Source organism: Paenibacillus sp. FSL R5-0749, assembly GCF_038595085.1.
Lineage (GTDB): Bacteria > Bacillota > Bacilli > Paenibacillales > Paenibacillaceae > Paenibacillus.
Window position 1 is genome coordinate 1755401 of record NZ_CP152005.1, and the last position, 17549, is coordinate 1772949.

General features: G+C 38.6%; 25 protein-coding genes and 1 pseudogene. 22 read left to right on the plus strand and 4 right to left on the minus strand.

From position 1 onward, the window contains the following. Positions 1-14: 14 nt before the first annotated feature. From MKY85_RS07720 to MKY85_RS07740, 5 genes and pseudogenes are all read left to right on the plus strand, one after another. Complete coding sequence (locus MKY85_RS07720) at positions 15-851, plus strand: carbohydrate ABC transporter permease (protein ID WP_091015157.1); 837 nt, start codon at positions 15-17, stop codon at positions 849-851. Further along, positions 848-994, plus strand: a complete 147-nt coding sequence (locus MKY85_RS07725; protein WP_342572259.1) for a hypothetical protein — start codon at positions 848-850, stop codon at positions 992-994. Before MKY85_RS07720 ends, MKY85_RS07725 begins: the two co-directional genes overlap by 4 nt. A gap of 479 nt (positions 995-1473) precedes the next feature. Beyond that, positions 1474-1569: pseudogene (locus MKY85_RS07730) on the plus strand (DUF3024 domain-containing protein); the annotation flags it as partial. Between the two features lie 48 nt (positions 1570-1617). Further along, the gene (locus MKY85_RS07735) at positions 1618-2100 is read left to right on the plus strand and encodes a hypothetical protein (RefSeq protein ID WP_342572260.1); all 483 of its coding nucleotides are present in this window, start codon (positions 1618-1620) and stop codon (positions 2098-2100) included. Next, positions 2082-2249, plus strand: coding sequence for a DUF3885 domain-containing protein (locus MKY85_RS07740; protein WP_342572261.1), 168 nt, complete (start codon positions 2082-2084; stop codon positions 2247-2249). The genes MKY85_RS07735 and MKY85_RS07740 overlap by 19 nt, the downstream gene beginning before the upstream one ends. A 268-nt stretch (positions 2250-2517) precedes the next feature. Here MKY85_RS07740 and MKY85_RS07745 read toward each other — a convergent pair whose 3' ends face one another. Next, a complete protein-coding gene (locus MKY85_RS07745) occupies positions 2518-3048 on the minus strand; it encodes a hypothetical protein (protein ID WP_342572262.1) in 531 nt (176 codons plus the stop codon). A 234-nt stretch (positions 3049-3282) separates the two neighbouring features. On the opposite strand from MKY85_RS07745, the gene MKY85_RS07750 reads away from it, so the two are divergent. Next, a complete protein-coding gene (locus MKY85_RS07750) occupies positions 3283-3762 on the plus strand; it encodes a hypothetical protein (protein ID WP_342572263.1) in 480 nt (159 codons plus the stop codon). Between the two features lie 53 nt (positions 3763-3815). Here the strand turns inward: MKY85_RS07750 and MKY85_RS07755 are convergent, their stop codons facing one another. Continuing rightward, positions 3816-4418, minus strand: coding sequence for a hypothetical protein (locus MKY85_RS07755; RefSeq protein WP_342572264.1), 603 nt, complete (start codon positions 4416-4418; stop codon positions 3816-3818). 287 nt (positions 4419-4705) lie between these two features. Here MKY85_RS07755 and MKY85_RS07760 point away from each other — a divergent pair, with 287 nt between their 5' ends. After that, positions 4706-5290 (plus strand): AAA family ATPase, encoded by a 585-nt coding sequence (locus tag MKY85_RS07760; protein ID WP_342572265.1) that lies wholly within the window; start codon positions 4706-4708, stop codon positions 5288-5290. Positions 5291-5332: 42 nt separating this feature from the next. On the opposite strand, the gene MKY85_RS07765 is transcribed toward MKY85_RS07760, so the two are convergent. Continuing rightward, positions 5333-5704 (minus strand): hypothetical protein, encoded by a 372-nt coding sequence (locus MKY85_RS07765; protein ID WP_342572266.1) that lies wholly within the window; start codon positions 5702-5704, stop codon positions 5333-5335. Positions 5705-5865: 161 nt separating this feature from the next. Here MKY85_RS07765 and MKY85_RS07770 point away from each other — a divergent pair, with 161 nt between their 5' ends. The 13 genes from MKY85_RS07770 to MKY85_RS07830 all read left to right on the plus strand — a co-directional run bounded on the left by MKY85_RS07770 (position 5866) and on the right by MKY85_RS07830 (position 16172). Next, positions 5866-6159, plus strand: a complete 294-nt coding sequence (locus MKY85_RS07770) for a hypothetical protein (RefSeq protein WP_342572267.1) — start codon at positions 5866-5868, stop codon at positions 6157-6159. A 136-nt stretch (positions 6160-6295) separates the two neighbouring features. After that, entirely contained in the window at positions 6296-7336 is a 1041-nt protein-coding gene (locus MKY85_RS07775; RefSeq protein WP_342572268.1) for an iron-siderophore ABC transporter substrate-binding protein, read from the plus strand. A gap of 1 nt (position 7337) precedes the next feature. Further along, positions 7338-8114 carry an IucA/IucC family C-terminal-domain containing protein gene (locus tag MKY85_RS07780; protein WP_342572269.1) on the plus strand — a complete coding sequence of 259 codons (777 nt, stop codon included), beginning with the start codon at positions 7338-7340 and terminating at the stop codon, positions 8112-8114. A 44-nt stretch (positions 8115-8158) separates the two neighbouring features. Continuing rightward, positions 8159-9880: a helix-turn-helix domain-containing protein gene (locus tag MKY85_RS07785; protein WP_342572270.1), complete on the plus strand. Its 1722-nt coding sequence runs from the start codon at positions 8159-8161 to the stop codon at positions 9878-9880. 231 nt (positions 9881-10111) lie between these two features. Beyond that, entirely contained in the window at positions 10112-10363 is a 252-nt protein-coding gene (locus MKY85_RS07790) for a hypothetical protein (RefSeq protein ID WP_342572271.1), read from the plus strand. 82 nt (positions 10364-10445) lie between these two features. Next, positions 10446-10592: a hypothetical protein gene (locus MKY85_RS07795; protein ID WP_342573307.1), complete on the plus strand. Its 147-nt coding sequence runs from the start codon at positions 10446-10448 to the stop codon at positions 10590-10592. Between the two features lie 183 nt (positions 10593-10775). Beyond that, entirely contained in the window at positions 10776-11186 is a 411-nt protein-coding gene (locus MKY85_RS07800) for a hypothetical protein (RefSeq protein ID WP_342572272.1), read from the plus strand. 84 nt (positions 11187-11270) lie between these two features. After that, positions 11271-11579 carry a hypothetical protein gene (locus MKY85_RS07805; RefSeq protein WP_342572273.1) on the plus strand — a complete coding sequence of 103 codons (309 nt, stop codon included), beginning with the start codon at positions 11271-11273 and terminating at the stop codon, positions 11577-11579. 514 nt (positions 11580-12093) lie between these two features. Then, on the plus strand, positions 12094-12495 hold the full coding sequence (locus tag MKY85_RS07810) for a DUF4279 domain-containing protein (RefSeq protein WP_342572274.1): 402 nt from the start codon (positions 12094-12096) through the stop codon (positions 12493-12495). 171 nt (positions 12496-12666) lie between these two features. Continuing rightward, on the plus strand, positions 12667-12897 hold the full coding sequence (locus MKY85_RS07815; RefSeq protein ID WP_342572275.1) for a hypothetical protein: 231 nt from the start codon (positions 12667-12669) through the stop codon (positions 12895-12897). A gap of 88 nt (positions 12898-12985) precedes the next feature. Next, the gene (locus tag MKY85_RS07820) at positions 12986-13621 is read left to right on the plus strand and encodes an AAA family ATPase (protein ID WP_342572276.1); all 636 of its coding nucleotides are present in this window, start codon (positions 12986-12988) and stop codon (positions 13619-13621) included. A 569-nt stretch (positions 13622-14190) separates the two neighbouring features. Beyond that, entirely contained in the window at positions 14191-14676 is a 486-nt protein-coding gene (locus tag MKY85_RS07825) for a hypothetical protein (protein ID WP_342572277.1), read from the plus strand. Between the two features lie 701 nt (positions 14677-15377). Further along, the gene (locus MKY85_RS07830) at positions 15378-16172 is read left to right on the plus strand and encodes a hypothetical protein (protein ID WP_342572278.1); all 795 of its coding nucleotides are present in this window, start codon (positions 15378-15380) and stop codon (positions 16170-16172) included. Between the two features lie 389 nt (positions 16173-16561). On the opposite strand, the gene MKY85_RS07835 is transcribed toward MKY85_RS07830, so the two are convergent. Further along, on the minus strand, positions 16562-16813 hold the full coding sequence (locus MKY85_RS07835; protein ID WP_342572279.1) for a helix-turn-helix transcriptional regulator: 252 nt from the start codon (positions 16811-16813) through the stop codon (positions 16562-16564). 164 nt (positions 16814-16977) lie between these two features. Between MKY85_RS07835 and MKY85_RS07840 the strand changes: the two genes are divergently transcribed. Both MKY85_RS07840 and MKY85_RS07845 read left to right on the plus strand, forming a co-directional pair. Continuing rightward, entirely contained in the window at positions 16978-17163 is a 186-nt protein-coding gene (locus MKY85_RS07840) for an aspartyl-phosphate phosphatase Spo0E family protein (RefSeq protein ID WP_342572280.1), read from the plus strand. Positions 17164-17199: 36 nt separating this feature from the next. Further along, the gene (locus tag MKY85_RS07845; protein ID WP_342572281.1) at positions 17200-17502 is read left to right on the plus strand and encodes a hypothetical protein; all 303 of its coding nucleotides are present in this window, start codon (positions 17200-17202) and stop codon (positions 17500-17502) included. The last annotated feature ends 47 nt before the right edge of the window (positions 17503-17549 follow it).

Sequence of the window (17549 nt, forward strand, 5' to 3'; positions counted from 1 at the left end):
GGAGGAAGTAAGGGATGAATCCTACCGCTATCAAAAGAATCAATCGTGCGTTAGCCTATGTATGTCTAATTGTTGCTTCTGCATTTTTCATGATTCCGTTCATTTGGCTGCTTTCGACTTCTCTTAAACCACTCACACAAATCTTTACATTCCCACCAGAGTGGATTCCGCGTCCAATTCTGTGGAGTAATTATTCCCGTGCTGTTGAGTATATCCCTTTCTGGACATATCTGAAAAACACGGCGATTATAACTATCGTTAGTACGCTTGGTGTGATCATATCCTGTCCCTTGGTTGCCTATAGTTTTGCCAAGTTAGAGTACCGTGGGAGAGGTTTACTTTTCTTTGTTACCCTTGCTGTTATGATGATCCCCGGACAGGTGACCATGATTCCTCTATTCCTGTTGTTTACTAAATTAGGTTGGGTAGGGACACCTCTTCCACTGATTGTACCCCAATTTTTTGGAGTACCCATTTACATTTTTCTGTTGCGGCAATTTTTCATGGGACTGCCTGATGCCCTGCGCGAAGCAGCCCGCTTAGACGGTGCTAGTGAGTTCCGCATATATTTACAGATCATGTTTCCACTAGCCAAATCCGCCGTATTAGCCGTGGCATTGTTTCAATTTATGGGGAGCTGGACTGATTTCATGGGCCCCTTGCTCTATTTAACCAATGAACCATCTTACACGGTTTCGCTCGGATTGCAGCAATTTCAGAGTCAAAAGGGGTCCGAATGGGGTCTTTTAATGGCGGTATCCACCTTGATGACATTACCTATTATTGTTTTGTTCTTTTTTCTTCAAAAGACGTTTATTAGCGGCATTACATTTAGCGGTATAAAAGGTTGAACATCATTGGTATGAATGAAGCTCCAGCGATGCGGAACCCCGGGGATGTTAGGACGGACCATTCCGCGACATGGATCGGCTGTTATGGACCCACAGGCATCAATGGCATTATCGATCAGATTACTCAGGCTCTGTTGGCTTGAGAGGCAGCTTTTAGATGAGGAGAAACATCCAGCTCGTGATCTGTTCCCTAAGTCGTAAATGATTAGCATAGCCCCATTGTTAAAATTGTAAAAATCGAAAGAAAACGTTATGCTGAACCTATGGGACGCAGTAGCGTAACAAAAGCTGCATGGCCGATTGGCATTATGCAGCAGGAGGAAGCGCCACGACGATGAGGTCGCGGCGCTTTTTTGCGTGCATCACGGCGCAGCTATCGTGATGCACCAAGTGTTGCCATCATGGAAGTGTGCTCGTGATGGCAGCATGAGCACCGCACTAATGCACGCGGTGCAACCCCATGAAGTACTGCTCCATTAGGAGCAGCAACTCATCCTGACGCGGCTTGCCATTGCATAAGCCGCGCTCCGTTTCACCTTTTATAACATTAAAAGCATCATTTAAATCGGAGAAAACAACATGATAATCAAAGCAAAACGGATCAAGGCAGGACAGTAAAGGCAAATGGCATTTCATCGATGATATTGAAGCCAATGAAGATTTTGAAACACAGCTCAAGATCGTGGACGAAGGTCATAACGGAATGTTCTGGGGTTAATTTTTCATATGTCAAATCGGCAACTATTGAAGAGACGGAGGCCACAGAATGGAACTAAAAACGTACCTGGCAGAGCATTTTCCAAACCTGACCCTAGAGCCGCCTCTTTTTTATAATTGGGATGTTGCAATACGATTCGAGCTTGGCAATCCTGTGATGTTTGGAATGTATAAGGAGCATTACATGGAACAAGTTTATCATCGATCAATTGAATTATTTAAGACTCTCCATGATCAAGAAGATGAAGTCCTATTTATAACTCAAGCTTATTTTGCAGATAAGCCTAAACACAAAATGAAGAAATTGAACCTTTACAGAAAATATATCAAGAAGAAAGGGCCGATTAGAGCCGTGAGCCTTGAGATAATTCCAGGTTTGGATTGTGAATCGGATGACATCCTAGACCCAAGGAACAACATGTATAGGTACTGGACTAAATGTAGAGTTGAGGACTTGAAATATAATCAGTTAATCAAAGCCATATGTAATCATGATGTTGGAATTAAGCCAAAGTGTATTTCATTAATATAAGTAAGAAAACGATATTTCATATCTATGATGATAGAGGCTGCGATGTTATTTCAGCATCAAGGGAAGAGCTAGTGGATATCTATTCAGAATATAACGATTGGATTTTAGATTATGATCGGGACAAAATTAACAATATATTTCTAGGATAATGTGGTAAAACCTAAAATTTAATAAATCATAAGCTCTAATAATTGTGGAAGAATCAATAAAATATTCTAGGTAGCGTGAGAGAAGCTAGATACAAGTTATACTGTAATATTCATGCATAGGCCATTCGTACTTGTTGGGTTAGAGAAAAGCAAAGAAGCCGGGGACTTAACCACCCGGCTTCTTGTAGATGATTTTTTCAAAAAAATTGTAATGTTGCAATAAGAATATTCTCTCCACACTAAAGGGTGTTGTAAATTGTTAGGCTTATCACTGTTTTATTTTATCTAACGGTACGTTAATGGTTGCTGACTCAATTGGAGTTACTGTCGTTCCGTCTTGTTCAATCAAGGAAATGGTTATTTCTATAGAGTCTTGATTATCCAAATCTATAGAGATTGATCTACGTTGAAACTCATCAAACAGGCCTTCTGTTTTAACAACGGTATCTTCTTCAAACAATTCACCATTTTGATCATGGATCGTGACTTGGAAAATTCGATCTGGAATTTTTTTCGATTGATCCGGTTGATAGTCTCTTTTACTGTACCATAACCCAAATTGTAGTTTTTTTGAAGTTGGTAGGTAGTAGAGCTCTGTAAGATGTATATTTGGATTCTTTAAATCTTGATTCTGTTCTGTAAGCTGAATTGGTTGTTCATCGTTATTATATGGAGTATCCCATTGTAATGGCAATGTCGAACCCGTTTTGAGAAGGATTAGTTCCCTGTCAGCATACCAATAAATCCCTACCAGAATTATAATGACTGAAAAAAGTGAGATAATTAGTTTTCTTTTCACATAACATCCCTACCATCTTTAGTTAATAACCTAACTGCCCTACTCCGTGTATCCAAGATTTAAATTGATTTAAAACCCCATTATGGTTATTAATTCCATTACTTGCGACTACAGTATTGGATTGGACATATCTAAAGAGAAGTTTTCAGATGTGATCGCACAGGGGTAATGTATTATTTGAAACACAGCTTTGGAAAGAATTTTAAGAGTACTCAGATATAAGGAGTAAGAATTATGAATAAAAAAGAAAAGAAGTTTATCATTGTTTTGATTGTACTTGCTGTAGTTGTATTAGGAGTTATATGGTACCTAAAAGTAGGCTATCTATTAGAGAAACCAGAGATGCCCGAAGCAAATATTGCAATTCAGACCCAAATGGTCAATGGTGGTGCGATCAGTTTACGAAATGCTGATTACACGGAAAATCAAATCAAGATTGGATATGAAGTGAAAGGATTCAGTTTGGAGGAATATAATATTACTTGTGAGATTTATCATGACGGACATTTGATTTCAACTTCTGGCTCAACAGGTGGCGGATTGATAGAACTGGACGAAAAGCATTATTACTTCATTGGTTATGAGAATATAACTGAAATGAATCTGCCTGAATCTATACATCTAGACGTAAAGATTAACGTGATACCCAATGATTTTAGACAAAAATCGATAACTTCATCATTTGCCGTAAGTCTTGATAAAGAAGTGCAATAGATTGAAGGGAGCAGATATTTCCGCAAAGGGATGATCGTTGCATCATGAAAACCTTAATCCGGATTATACTTCTCCATGATAGAGTTACGAAATGTTTCGTATTCTGATAACGCTTGTGGAGTGGAGGACTGAGGTACACTATATTGAGTTATCCCTTCCAAGCTGAATTTTCCGAGATTATCATTAATTAATCCATAATCACCAAAAGTATTTCTCATCAAGAAAAGCACACTTCTATCACCCTTCTGTAGTTCCATATAGTCATTAACGGTGTACTTGACGTCTCCTTCCAGACTGACGGGTTCGATGATCGTTAATTCGTTTTGATCTGAAGGGAAATCATCGGGCTTCTTCAATATCTTATCAATCTTGATGTTCGTGTTAGTGTGAAAGGATTGCATGGTTCCGTCATCAAATGCAGTAATAACATGCTCTCGATCTCTGAAATCTTCTGTTGCATGACCAATGACGATCAGTTCAGCGAATGCATCCAGCTTATCTATTTCATGAAATGTTAGGGAGTTAGCTGAAAGGTTGACGACATTATGAATGGGAACGTCCAGTTTCGATTGACCACTTGCGTAAGCGATTGCAACAGCAAAAATAGCCAATACGAATAAAGAGACTAGTACAACCTTCCTTTTGAAAAAAGACATGATCTCATCCTCTCTGTTAGATTGGTATATTGAAAGCATTTAGCCTCATTTCTACTATACACATATCTGAAAATTATTGTAAATTAATTATACATACCTGGTTTAATGAAATGAATGAGGCCAATGGTTACTTTATTGATATAAAGGAACGTGAAGACATTACGGAAGAATGGAGAGAGTGGTAATTTGACCGAATAGCATAACACCCATTTTAGATAAAGCCTCCCTAAAAAAATATGGCTATTACTCGTCCATTCGTTCAATTTTAATAGACAAGGGTGATTAATGTGGATAAAGGACTCATTATATTTCTAAACGGAACATCAAGTTCGGGGAAAACCAGCATCGCGATGGAAATGAAGAATCAGGGAGACATTCCGTTTCATCATCTATCTGTAGATCAATTTCTTCATAATTATGACCAATTCATAGATACTACATATCCAGATATCGAACCAACAAGAGAAGTGGAACACCATGTGATGACAGATATCCTGTTCGACCCCATCAATTCGTTGTACTGTGCAACCATTAAACTGTTTTCGGAGATGGGTTTGAATGTCATCGTGGATACGGTTATCAGCAATGACAAGTGGTTTAACGATTTTTATGAGTTAATATCGGATTATCCGATATTGTTTGTAGGTGTACAGTGCTCAAAAGAAGAACTCACCAGAAGAGAGCAGAGCAGGGGAGATCGCGAGATTGGACTGGCCCATTCCCAGTTCGACTACATTTACTCTTATGATGAATATGATCTGGAAGTGAATACGGAAGAGCTTAGCTCAGCTGCATGTGCGGATAAGATATTAAGTTATATGAAGTCTGATCAGGAATACTCGGCATTTAAGAAATTAAGCAGAAGAGACTGAAGCTGTTTGCGTCAGATCATATGATATCCATTCCAATGAAAGTTAGGGGTTCGGCAAAATCTTTTTCTTAGCGTTGCCTCGACCTAATAAGTAGATTTCATCAACATTCCCATAAGTATTAGAAAATGAAATTGTGAAGTCTTTACTACCACCGATAGGAAGTTTACTGCCTTTAATCTGAATGAAAAGTGAATTGTTACGATGTGAAAGGTAGTAGCCATGATATCTGCTGATACTGTCTGCAAATCCACCTTGTAAAGTAATAAGATCAGGAGAAAATTCAGTTCTCGTAACCATAATCTCGTCAGGATCAACAACGTTGTTTAACATATAAAATCCAATGATAATAGGAACAACGACAATAATAACTACGCTAAAAATAATGCCATACTTCATGTTTGGTCGCATACTCATTATTCACCTCCATAATCAGATGATAGGAATCGATGTCTCAATACTCATTGGGCATCGATTTATTGTATTTAATCAGAACAGAATTCTACGTTTAGCAATGGGAGACTCATTTAAATCATATACTAATTCATTTTTGTGTATAGAGATAGGGGGAGTCATTGATGGAAATTAACGCTATGAATCCAGAAGACCATATCCAATATAGGTTGCAGGTGATCATCGAAAAAACACAATCCATCATTAAGGATAGTCATAAACAATCCTTTGGCTCATTGGAATATTTCCTGGGACATATTTTAGAGTATCGGGTTAAAAAGCAATACCTGACAGATGAGTGGCATATCAGCACACCGCGCTGGCTGGGGGAGTATGGGAATACGCCGGAGGAAGAAGAGCTTCTTTCAGAAATCTACCGATTGCAAGCGTACATTGCAGAAACATTAAAGGGTGGATAAGTGCTCGTGATGTCGCATTAGTCCGGCTCAAATGTCGCAAAAGTACATGGTAACCCGATACGGAGATCGTATATACTCTCTTTATGTTTCGATAATGAAAATCATTATCACCAGTATACATAAGGGGGATTTACAAATGAAACAAGGAACAAAGGGGCAAGCGGCTGGTAACAAAGCCTATGCTGCTCACAAATCACGATTATTCATGGGCTTGATGTTGGCCCTTATTCTTGTATTGACGGCTTGCGGTGCTGCAACAGGTACAGATAGCGGTATGCAATCTGCAACAACACCAGGGGAGACACCTGCGAATGCGGAAACGCAGACGGACGGAGCTTTTCCCGTAACGATCAAGGGTATGAAGGGTGACATCACTCTAAACGAAAAACCACAGAAAATTGCAGTGCTTGATGTTAAATTTCTGGATCAAATGTTAGCGGTTGGCGAGAAGCCAGCAGGTAGTGTTATCGCTGGAGGTAATACGGATTTTCCAGAATATTTAGGAGACCAACCAAATGGCGTAGAAGTTCTGGGTACACGGGACGAGCCTAACCTGGAAGCCATTGTTGCACTCGACCCGGATCTGATCATCATGACCGACTTTCAAGAGAAACAGTATGAGAGTGTAAGTAAAATTGCTCCTACCTTAGTACTTGATTTCTATGAAGACTGGCGTGATACGTTAGCTACGGTTGCCCAAGTTACAGACAAGCAGGACGAGGCAGAGAAAGTGCGCACAGCGTATGAAGACAAAATTGCCGGGCTGAAGACAAAATTGTCAGAGAAGCTGGGCGATGAAACGGTGGCAATCATTCGTCCACGAAAAGAAGGCATTCGTGTTCACGGTATTGAGCACCGCATTGGCGGTATTATGTACAATGACTTGGGGCTGAAGATGCCTGCTTTGGTACAGGAGATTAATGAAGATGGTTCCGTTGAAATCTCGATGGAAAAGGTGCCTGACATTGGGGCAGATCGTTATTTTGTACTGTCGGATGAGCTGTTTGCGGCAGAAGCAGAGGCTATGTTGAGTAATCCAGTGTGGAAGTCCCTCGATGCTGTGAAAAATAACCGCACGTATGATGTAAACTCAACACTGTGGATTGCATACTACGGACCGCTTGCAATTAATCTGATTGTTGATCAGGCATCGGAAGCCCTGCTAGGATCGAACTAATATGAACCCATATCTCTCGACAGACTTATGGAAAGAGACGGTAGAGGATTATTCGATTTTGCTTGGTGAGCCGCCTGAACATAGTGTCCGTACCATTGCTTTGAGTGAGTTGCATGACGAAGAGGTGTGTCGAGAGTATATCCGCTGGTTTCAGAACTATATCGATGCGCCTGACATGAAAGTCGCAGCCTCCATGTTAGCCAAGCGGCTTGGCTATCTATGGACGACTCCGCTTGTGACCGCGATGACGTTTCATCATCAGCATGTAACCTTTCAGCTGGAGAACAGCTTTCTCTATCATCCAAAGCTCGAAGAACATGAGGAGGGTACACGGTTTCCTTTTCTAGCGGTGAACGGGCTTCAGGCTGAAGAACTGACTGGAGACAGGAACGTTTGGCGGGAAAAAGTGGTCCAGGAGATGTTTGCGGTCCAGCTGACACCGCTGTTAAAGACACTTGCTGCGATTGCACCCCTTTCGATGAGCATTCTCTGGGAGAATATTATGGTACGGATTGGCCGACTATTCGCTCCTGATGAAGGCGAGACAGAGCAGGAACGTAAGATCATTCGAGAGGACTTTTCCTATCTAACACAGGTGGCATCCGGGGAGGTGTTTGGTGAGAGGAAGAATCCGTTAACCCGCTTCACAGATTGTAAGGACAATGTGCATGTTGCCAAAAGCGAGCGGATCACCTGCTGTTTCTATTACCAGATGTCAGGGGAGTATTGTCTCAAATGTCCGAAAATTGACAATGAGAAAGAATCTCAATTAAAATGACAACAGCAACAATTTACCTATGCGATTGTCAGGAGATGAGAGAAATGCCGCTGCAAGAACAGACAAGTCTATGGAGTGATACGACGATCAAGATGATCGACGGATATAGTGGTACTTTGCAGACTGGCAGTGTTCTTCACGAAACCGAATTAACTTCAAATGTGTTGCTGCTGGCGGTAGGCGGGGAAGGGGAGCTTGCAATGAATGGCGAAGTTTGCCACATTGGAGCTTCTTTTGCTTGTCATGTAGCGAAGGGAACTACCTTTACACTGACGGCCAGATCAGACGAACTTTATTATATCGTGATTAGGTATAAGGCTTCTTCCCTGGAAGGAGCCTCTCATGCGTTGCCCTCGTATCGCAAACACCCGCTGCAAACGTCGTTTATTCAGAACCCTGTGACGCAAGCAGAATGGATTCAGAGTGCGGAAAAAATCGTTGCAAAATGGCGTCGCGGTGAAGGGCTGGAACGTTTTCATGCCAATGCTTTGCTCCAGGGGATGATCTACGAACTGATCATGGAGTATGAACGTGGTCAAGGTGGAGCAGAGTCCGATATGGTGGATGTTGTCGTGTCCTATATATCATCGCATTATCGCCAGAATCTGGAGCTAAAAGAGTTGGCAGCCCTCGCTGGATGCAGCGTGAGGCAGTTGCAGCGACGATTCAAACAAGAGAAGCAGCTCGGACCAATGGAGTACGTCATCCAGCTGCGGATGGAGAATGCGTCTCGGATGTTACTTCATACGGATGCTTCCATTGGGGAAATTGCTGACAAAATGGGCTACCGCGACATGTATTATTTCAGCAGGGCGTTTAAGAAATATTATGGCGTTCCTCCGCTGCGTTACAGACTAGCTGCCGTTTCAGAACTAGATAAAAACTATGCTCAAGCCTTACTGCGGAATCGCACAGCTTCCTCGCACGAGTCGGCCCAAGGTCCGGTGATCTGCCATATGCGAGGTGAATATCAAGTTACTGAATCACCACAGCGTATCGCCGTACTGGATGTTCAATATGCCGATCATTTGCTAGCGCTTGGGTTGTCTCCAGTAGGAAGTGTAGGATCGGGAAGTGCCGTGGTCAATTTCCCTCAATATATCCGAGCAGGACTTCAGGGTACCGAATTACTCGGAACGTATGAGTACCCTGATCTGCTTGCGGTAGAACGATTGTCACCGGATCTGATTATCTGCACCGAGGTGCATGATCAGCATCATGAACGGTTAAGCCGGATTGCTCCAGTGATTATGTTCAAGCGTAATGAGAGCTGGCAGACCATCCTGAGTCTGTTCGGTGAACTGACAGGCAAGCGAGCAGAGGCTAAACGAATACTTGCCGATTATCATCGACGTACTGCTTTGCTGTCCGAAGAACTGGCTCCGGTACTGGCAGGTAAAAGTGTGGCATTGATTCGTCCGCTGGACTCTCTGGTTCGTGTACACTCTGCCGCACATCGTACAGGCGCTGTGCTGTACCGTGATCTGGGTCTGCCTGTGCCGTTATTTGTATCCGATACCGCTGACACAGCCTATCATATCTCGGTTGATAGACTACCGGCTGTACAAGCCAGCCATTACTTTTTGCTCAGTAATGAGCTTATGCAGGATGGGATATCCGCGACAGAACAGCGTGTGTGGGGAATGCTGGATTCGGGTGAGCGACAGCAAATACATTCCGTAGATGCTGCGACATGGATTGGGTGCTATGGGCCGATGGGGATCAATGGCATTGTGGATCAGATTGAGCAGGCGTTGTTGGGGTGAGCAGGCAGTTTTTTCATGAGGGAAAAACAAAAGAAACCGTTCCGTAGTAGTAAATGGAAGTGAGAGCAACCATATACCAAAGGAGACGGTTTCTTTGTACATTTTACATACTTGAATGAGGATACATTGGATTAGGCCGAGTGTTAATAATGCAGGAACGATATACGAGTCAGGGGGATATGTTAAAATGATAGAAAGTTGAACCAATACGAATAACAGGAGGTATAACACATGAAATGGCAAGAGGTTAGAGAACTGTTCCCTGACCAATTTGTTCTGGTTTCTATCATTCAATATCATGAGGAAGATAATAAAAAAATCGTAGATGAAGTTGCACCAATTCGTACCGTATCAGAACAAGATGCGAATAAAGAGTTTTTTCGAGTAGAGCCTGGTAACGTTGTATATCATACTTCGAATCAGGACCTTGTGATTCATCTCCGTAAAGATCCATTAATGAGAGTGAGACGTAATACGAATTAAAATTAACTATGATGGACAGCTAATTACAACGTCACTTACCGTTACATTTAGAGGAAGAACACTGAAAATAGATGATGTCATTATAGACACTGGATCTTCACATACGATCATTAATCCTGATGTTTTAGAGGAAATCGGCGTTACTTATGAAACAGGGGATTCAATTTTGAAGCATACGGGATTGGAGGGAGTATTCCTTTTTACACCAAAATCATGGATAGGATTGTAATTGACACAAACAGCATTGAGAATATAGAGATTGATGTAGGCATATTGCCTAAAGATCATAAAGGTCTTCTCGGGTTGGATATTCTGAAACAACAAAACTTTATTATTGACTTGAAGTTACTAGAGTTACGTAAGTGAATTCTGAAATAACGGCTATGGTGAAATTGACTTAGAAGGAGGAACTATGAACGAAAGAGCTAAAGGGAAATTAAAAAAGCAATTCCTACTCATCATTTTATTTATTTTTATAATTGGGATTCAACTAACTACCAGATACTTAGTATATCATCCTCCTGTATGGACAACTGTAGGATATATGTTTGGCTGCATAATGCTTTGTATACTTGGACTTTTAACATATCTTGATCTCAAGAAACAAGAGCAGTTCATAACGATCGGACAAATTGTAGATGTAAAGAAGAATAAAAATATCATTATAGTCAGAGGATTGGGACGAGGTACTAGCAAGATTTTAATAAAAGATAGTCATATTTTGAATATGATGCAGCCAAATGATCTGATTGAAATCACGAGATTAAAATATACAAAAACAATAACGAAAAAAGTGTATAAAGACCAGGAGATAGAACTTTGATCAAGTGGTGGGAGAGATAAGTATTTTACATAATAATAAAGAGCATTTTTGGAAGTACATCTACGGTGGAAGGAGAGAATGGGTATGGACAATATAATTTCTCATCATTGCAACCTAAACATAAGGTATGACCTGCCTGATGAGTTATGGGCTAAAGTTGCTAAACTATATGAGCGTATGCCGGGGTGGATGGGTTATAAGAGTGGAATTCCACATTGGTTTGGTACTGAAGAGGATGAGGTCTTCATTGAAGCATCCGTTGAGCCTAGTGGGTTATCCTTTTATGCGCAGATGAATAGCGAGGATTGGGCTTCTTGGATAGAAGCATTTAAGTTGGAAGCGTCAAAAGTGTTGGGCTTTGATGTTGGTGAACCTGAGGATGGATATGTATGATATTATGTGAAATTGTATTAGAAGAGTTGGAGTAGGTGAGTTCAGTAGTGGAAAGGAAATTCAAAAGTCATTTTTTTTATATTGTTCTACTGTCAGTTCCATTTGTAGTATTAGAGATTTTACTTTTATTAAAATATCCTAACACCGGATTAGGAAGAATTATAAGCTTGCCATTAACCTTTATAGTGAATGGCGTGATTATTCTGATCTCATCTAGTTTAGTTTATTATTTGCTTACACACACCAGATTTAGAGTCGTTGGGCGAGTTATTCTAGGATTAATGATATGTTTAACTCTTATCGTAACAATATGGTTATATCCGCAGGATTCATCCAAACATATTTCAGAAATCATAGTAGAAGATATTAAGAATTTCTGGATTAAATGAGGATTTCAATCATCCTAAGATAAGAGCTATCTAAGGATGAAGCCAGTCGTGAATCTTTGATTGTTAGGTAAGATCCATACATCCATTTTAAAGAGGTGAGACTCCTGAAAGACAAAACCAAAGTAATGGCTTATTTTAGTTTGTTTGGAGATGAATTCGATCCGAATTATGTAACTTCAATACTTAAAATTGAACCTACAAATACGGCTTATAAAGGCGATATAATTAACAAAAAACATCGAATAAAAGAAACATCTTGGACATTAGGTACGGATTATGAAGAATCATTAGATGTAAATCACCAATTAATAAAAGTAGTCGATATGTTAAGAAACAAAACAAAAGAGATCAATTCGATTCGGATTGAACATCAATTAAGAACAAAATTTTTCATTGTAATAAGAATAGAAGAGGGGAAAACGCCTGCTCTTTATTTCGATTCTGATTTTATCGAATTTGTTAATATGATTCATGCTGAAATTGATGTTGATTTGTATGCAAATCCATATAATGAAGAATTAGAATAAGAAATAAAGTTTTTAGAACACGCTTTGAAGGAATGGACATCAGATAACATTATATAGGAATAAACGAACCTTAAGGCTCATCAATATCGTATAACAAAGTGTTAATGATGTGGGACAGCCTTCCTTTTTGTTGTAAATAGTGGTGTTTTTCTTAAAGGAGGATCTTGAATAATGAGAAAGCGACATTCTATTGAAAAAGCGGAGTGGTCAGAAACTAGAGAGAACCACTATCACAAAGACTGCAAGGATATTGTATTTGCATTTGGCGATAGACTCATTGAAGTGGATGGCACGGTTTATTTGAAACGAAAAGAGGTCCAAGTTAAAGTAATAAAACCATGTAATCAAAAAACATTCTGGTATGAAACATGGCTGAATATTAAAGAAATCTACAATACATAGTCTAATATGAAATTCAACATGATCACTTAAGAGCCAGTGAAGGTTGATTAATTATTTTGTGAGTCATATCAGGAGGTAATATATTTCAATGACGATAATTTGTCTCGAAGGTGCCAGTTCTGTAGGTAAAAGTTCGACTTGTCAGCAGTTCGCTACACAATATGATGCATTTATTGTTCCAGAAACAGGGATTCTTTTTGAAACTCCTCAGCTTGAAGGTAAGGAACTTATGATGTGGTTACTGGAGAGACAAATCGAAAGATGGCATATAGCAGCTGAGAAGAATCAACAACATGAGTATGTGATTTTGGATGGTGATGTATTTAAGATTTGGTACAGTTGGATATATGGTTATAAGCACCTATCTTTAGATGAAACAGCGAACTTTTTTAGAGAGAAGTTATCAGAGAATGAAATATCATTACCGGATGCATATGTTCTATTCTGGGCGGAAGAAGATGAGCTGCGCAAGCGAAAGGAGATGGATCAGACAAGATCCAGAAGGAATTTCGATAAACATCTGCGCATGATTGAACCTCAAATGAGATACTTCCATTATCTTAATGAACTGGTACCAGGTTATGTAGGGATTCATAAAGCAGAGACTGTAGCAGATAATGTACGTCATATTGTAAAGCATTGCGAAACATTGCCAGACATAAAAAAACGAGAGATTGAGATCTTTGATAGAGTCATTGATTTCTACAAGAGTACTACTCCTTAAACTCCGTATGGTGTTTGATATCAGTTTCCAAAACTACTGTAGCTGTGTCTTAAATAACTGACCAAATACTGCGATCAAAAGAATAGAAAAATGCGAGGTGAGTTATGGGCGTAAGAAAAAAAATATAAACGTAAGAATTGGAAATATTGATTAAACGGTTGAGTCCTCAGACCATAAGTGAGAAGAACGAGGACAAGAATATAGAATTCAGAAGTAACTGGTTAACGTTTACAGCTTAAAGAAGTAGTTTAATCATCTAACAATAAATTTCCGATACGGTATTTTTCTTGGGTTCGACATTCGCCGCACACCGAGCTTGCGCTGGGTAGTGAATACAGGAACCTTATCTTAAACCTTAGGAAGACAAAACAATAAAAGGGTGATTGAATTGACAGAAGAATTGCTAGAATTCTATAATCAAAAACTAACTAATTGGAAATTAGTTTTTAAGAAGGTTAGCTTTAAATATTACATATTATTTCTAATTGTTATTTTGGCTGTTATTCCGTTATTTACCTTTTTGTATTTCGAAATGGAATCCACTTTATTTTCTAGTTCCATTTATTGTATTGGAAATCATTGCGGTATATTTATTAAATAAGGGATGCAAGCTTGTTTTAATTAATTTGTATGAACAGAGAGAAAAGAAATTTCATTGGGATGGCAATGCACTAAAAAAAGTACGAAAGAAAAAGATTAAAGAGTTCATTGAATACAAATTGAGGTTGAAAGAAAAGGATAAAATTAAAGAATTATATCAATTATTAAAAGACGAATCTGATAGAAATAAGATTAATGGATACTTTAATATTGGACTATTTTTAACAATTGCTATTCCAATTTGGAATCAAGCTTCAAAAAATATAATTCCTGAAGACATTAATTTAAAACAATTTGTCTATTTAATTATTTTTATTGCGATTGGTGTATATGTTCTCGCATATTTGGTTTGGCAATTAAAACAGTTGTTTGATGAATTGATTATCTTTAAAGGAGTTAAACTAAAAAAACTTTCAGAATTCGTAAAAGAGATTTATATCGAACATAATGATTAATAAAAAGGAAGGTGCAGTAAACTCAAAAAGTTAATAATCAGATAACAACCCATCGACGCATTGGAGTATTCCCCTCGAACCGCGGGAGACATTTCAAGAAAGTAGATTCAGCGGGCAACTGCACTAGCAAAGTATGTCGAACCTACTCGCTTCGCATACGCTCGCTTGAGGGGACGTGAATACATTAACCTTATCAGTAATTGATTTAGAAAGGATTGTTATGAGAAATAGACGAGGAAGGTTCATTGGAAAACTGATTTAAAGAATACCTAGAAGAATTGAAATTGAAACTTAACCGAGTATTCTCGAGAGTAGTTGCTCAAACTGAGTGGTTATCAATGATTAATGAAATCGGTCAGTTTATTTAATCACCACGGATTGATGTGATAGACGGATCATTTTCTACAGAAAACACATATGCATATGAATATGTTGAATTTTTTAATAATGCTGGTATTCGAGGTTTTTAAGAGATTTATATGAGTAAATCTAGGAATGATTAATTTGTCCAAATATCTAGTTTTGAAGATATGATTTATATGAAACATAATGCAAGATATTTTATGGCTATAGTGATCGTGAAATCTCGTGGTTCATGGCATCTGCACTGGGTTCGCTATTCGCCAGATACCAATTATTCTTAGGTGGTGAATACAGGAACGTTAGATGATAGCTATACAAAAACAGAAGGGAGTATCAAGATGGATTCGGTGTGTTTTTCAATCTTCATTGTGATGTATTTTGCACTAATCATATTTAATTTTTATTGGTATTTTAAATTAAAAAGGGTTACTATTAAATACTTTATCTTTACCCCTATCATTTGGATGGTTCAATCAATTTTTTTATTATTCGGACTAAACTTTAAAACAGAATATATTGAAGCTAATGAAAGGTTGTTTCTTGTCATTTTCACTTTCATTGTCATCATGCTTACGATTCAAATACTATTTTTTGTTATTGCAGTTCTAATCGAACTCATGAAATTTATAAAATATGATAAAGATTTTAATAAACTTTCATCTAAAACTCAAAGTACGGCACTTATCATTCTTTTACTTATAATTCTTATTGTTCCAAGTTTTACTTTTGGAATGTTTTATAATATGGGTTTGGTTTATGCTCAGGTAACAGGAAAAATAAGTATTAACTTAGATATATATGATTACTTTTATTTTGCATTTGGTATTAACTTTTCTCTTCCAATGACAGGAACACTTGAAGACTTGCAAAAATTAATAAATGTAAACTTTTATCTCCGAACTTTACAAATAGTTCATGTAGTCTCAGGGAAAATTCTAGAGATGGTGATAATTGGTTTTATAATTACAAAGATTTCTAAATTGCTCGATAAAGATAAAGATAGAGAAGACTATTATATATCTGAAGAAATCAAACGACTATATAAATTGAGAAATCAGAAAATTATTAGTAATGAACAATATGAAAAACTTAAATTAGCTATTCTTAATAAGAATATATCTGATATGGATTAGCTCAAAGAAGACCATAATAATACACTTACTAAAAGCGTTAACAACGAAGTGAAATTAAAAGTCATTTCTCCATAAAAAGCTGACTTCTTAGGTGGAAAAGAAGTAAGAACAGTGAAAATTGAAACTGATAAGGCAACCTACGATTTATTGATCTATGATACTAATAAAGACTAGCCACTGGTATCGATAAAAACAAAAATATTATAACTATACCGAGGATAAGATTAACTCAATGGAGTTAAAGAATTAAAGAGGTTCTAGAGTACCTTTTTATTGCCACTAAGAAGAATAGCTGAAGATAGAAAAAATTTCTGCTTCAGTATTTAACCAAATAGGAGTCTTTGTTTGGAAGGAGTAATGAAAATTCTCGATATTTGAATATTAATGATTTAATCTCCATCTTCCCCTAGCAAATACCCCACTGAAACCTCCAAAGCCCTCGCAATCATCACTACTTCATAATCTTGAACAAGACGATATTGCCCCTCCAAACGTGAGAGACTGGTCTGACTGATATCCAAGCCTAACGTTTGCAATTTCGCGAGGAATTCTCGTTGTTTAATGCCTTTACTTTTACGAATAGCCACCACTCGGGAACCGATAATATTTTTGTCGCCAGGTGGTTCTTGTCTATGCTTCATTATGTACACCCCTCATTTCAACCAAATTGTATGAGAAATAATGGTTGTTTTAATGCGGATATCGAATTAAAATAAAATAAACCGATAATCGCATTAAAAGTGACTGCTCATGTCTAGCATTAACAAGACATGGCGCAGTTTAGACCCATCAGAGAGGTGGATGTATGAGCCAGTTGCTTGACTTATTGGAAGAGGAACGGCGCAAACTTAATCAGCTAGGTGAGGCATCCTTGAAGCAAGCGATTCCGTTATGGGACAACCCCGAAGTTCAGGAGCAGAGCCGAAGGGTGGACGAACTGGTGGCTCGAGTGGGTGAAATGAAGGCGAGACATAACCGAGTTGTAAGATGATGAATGAGGTACATAACGCGTAGGGGAGGAGAAGCTATGGATTTTCCACCATGGTTGCAACAAGCGATTCAGGCAAGGCTAGATGAAGTATCTGCCCAAATCGAGCATGACCCTGAATTGAGTCGTGTACGTGAGGAAAAGGACGAAGCGTTCGAAGGATTGTTTTTTGGCAAGGATATCGAGCAGAAACCCGAATATGCTAAGTGGGAGAGCCGCTACATTGTCAGTAAAGGAATAGAGAATGAGCGGTTATACATGCAAGGGCTAAGAGATGGCATTCAGCTCACTGTATCCTTGCTGGGTAAGTCAATGCCGGAGGAGATTGATACGAAGGCTTGATCCACTAAAGCGAACCCAAAAGTAAGGGGGAGCGACCCCTATCTTAA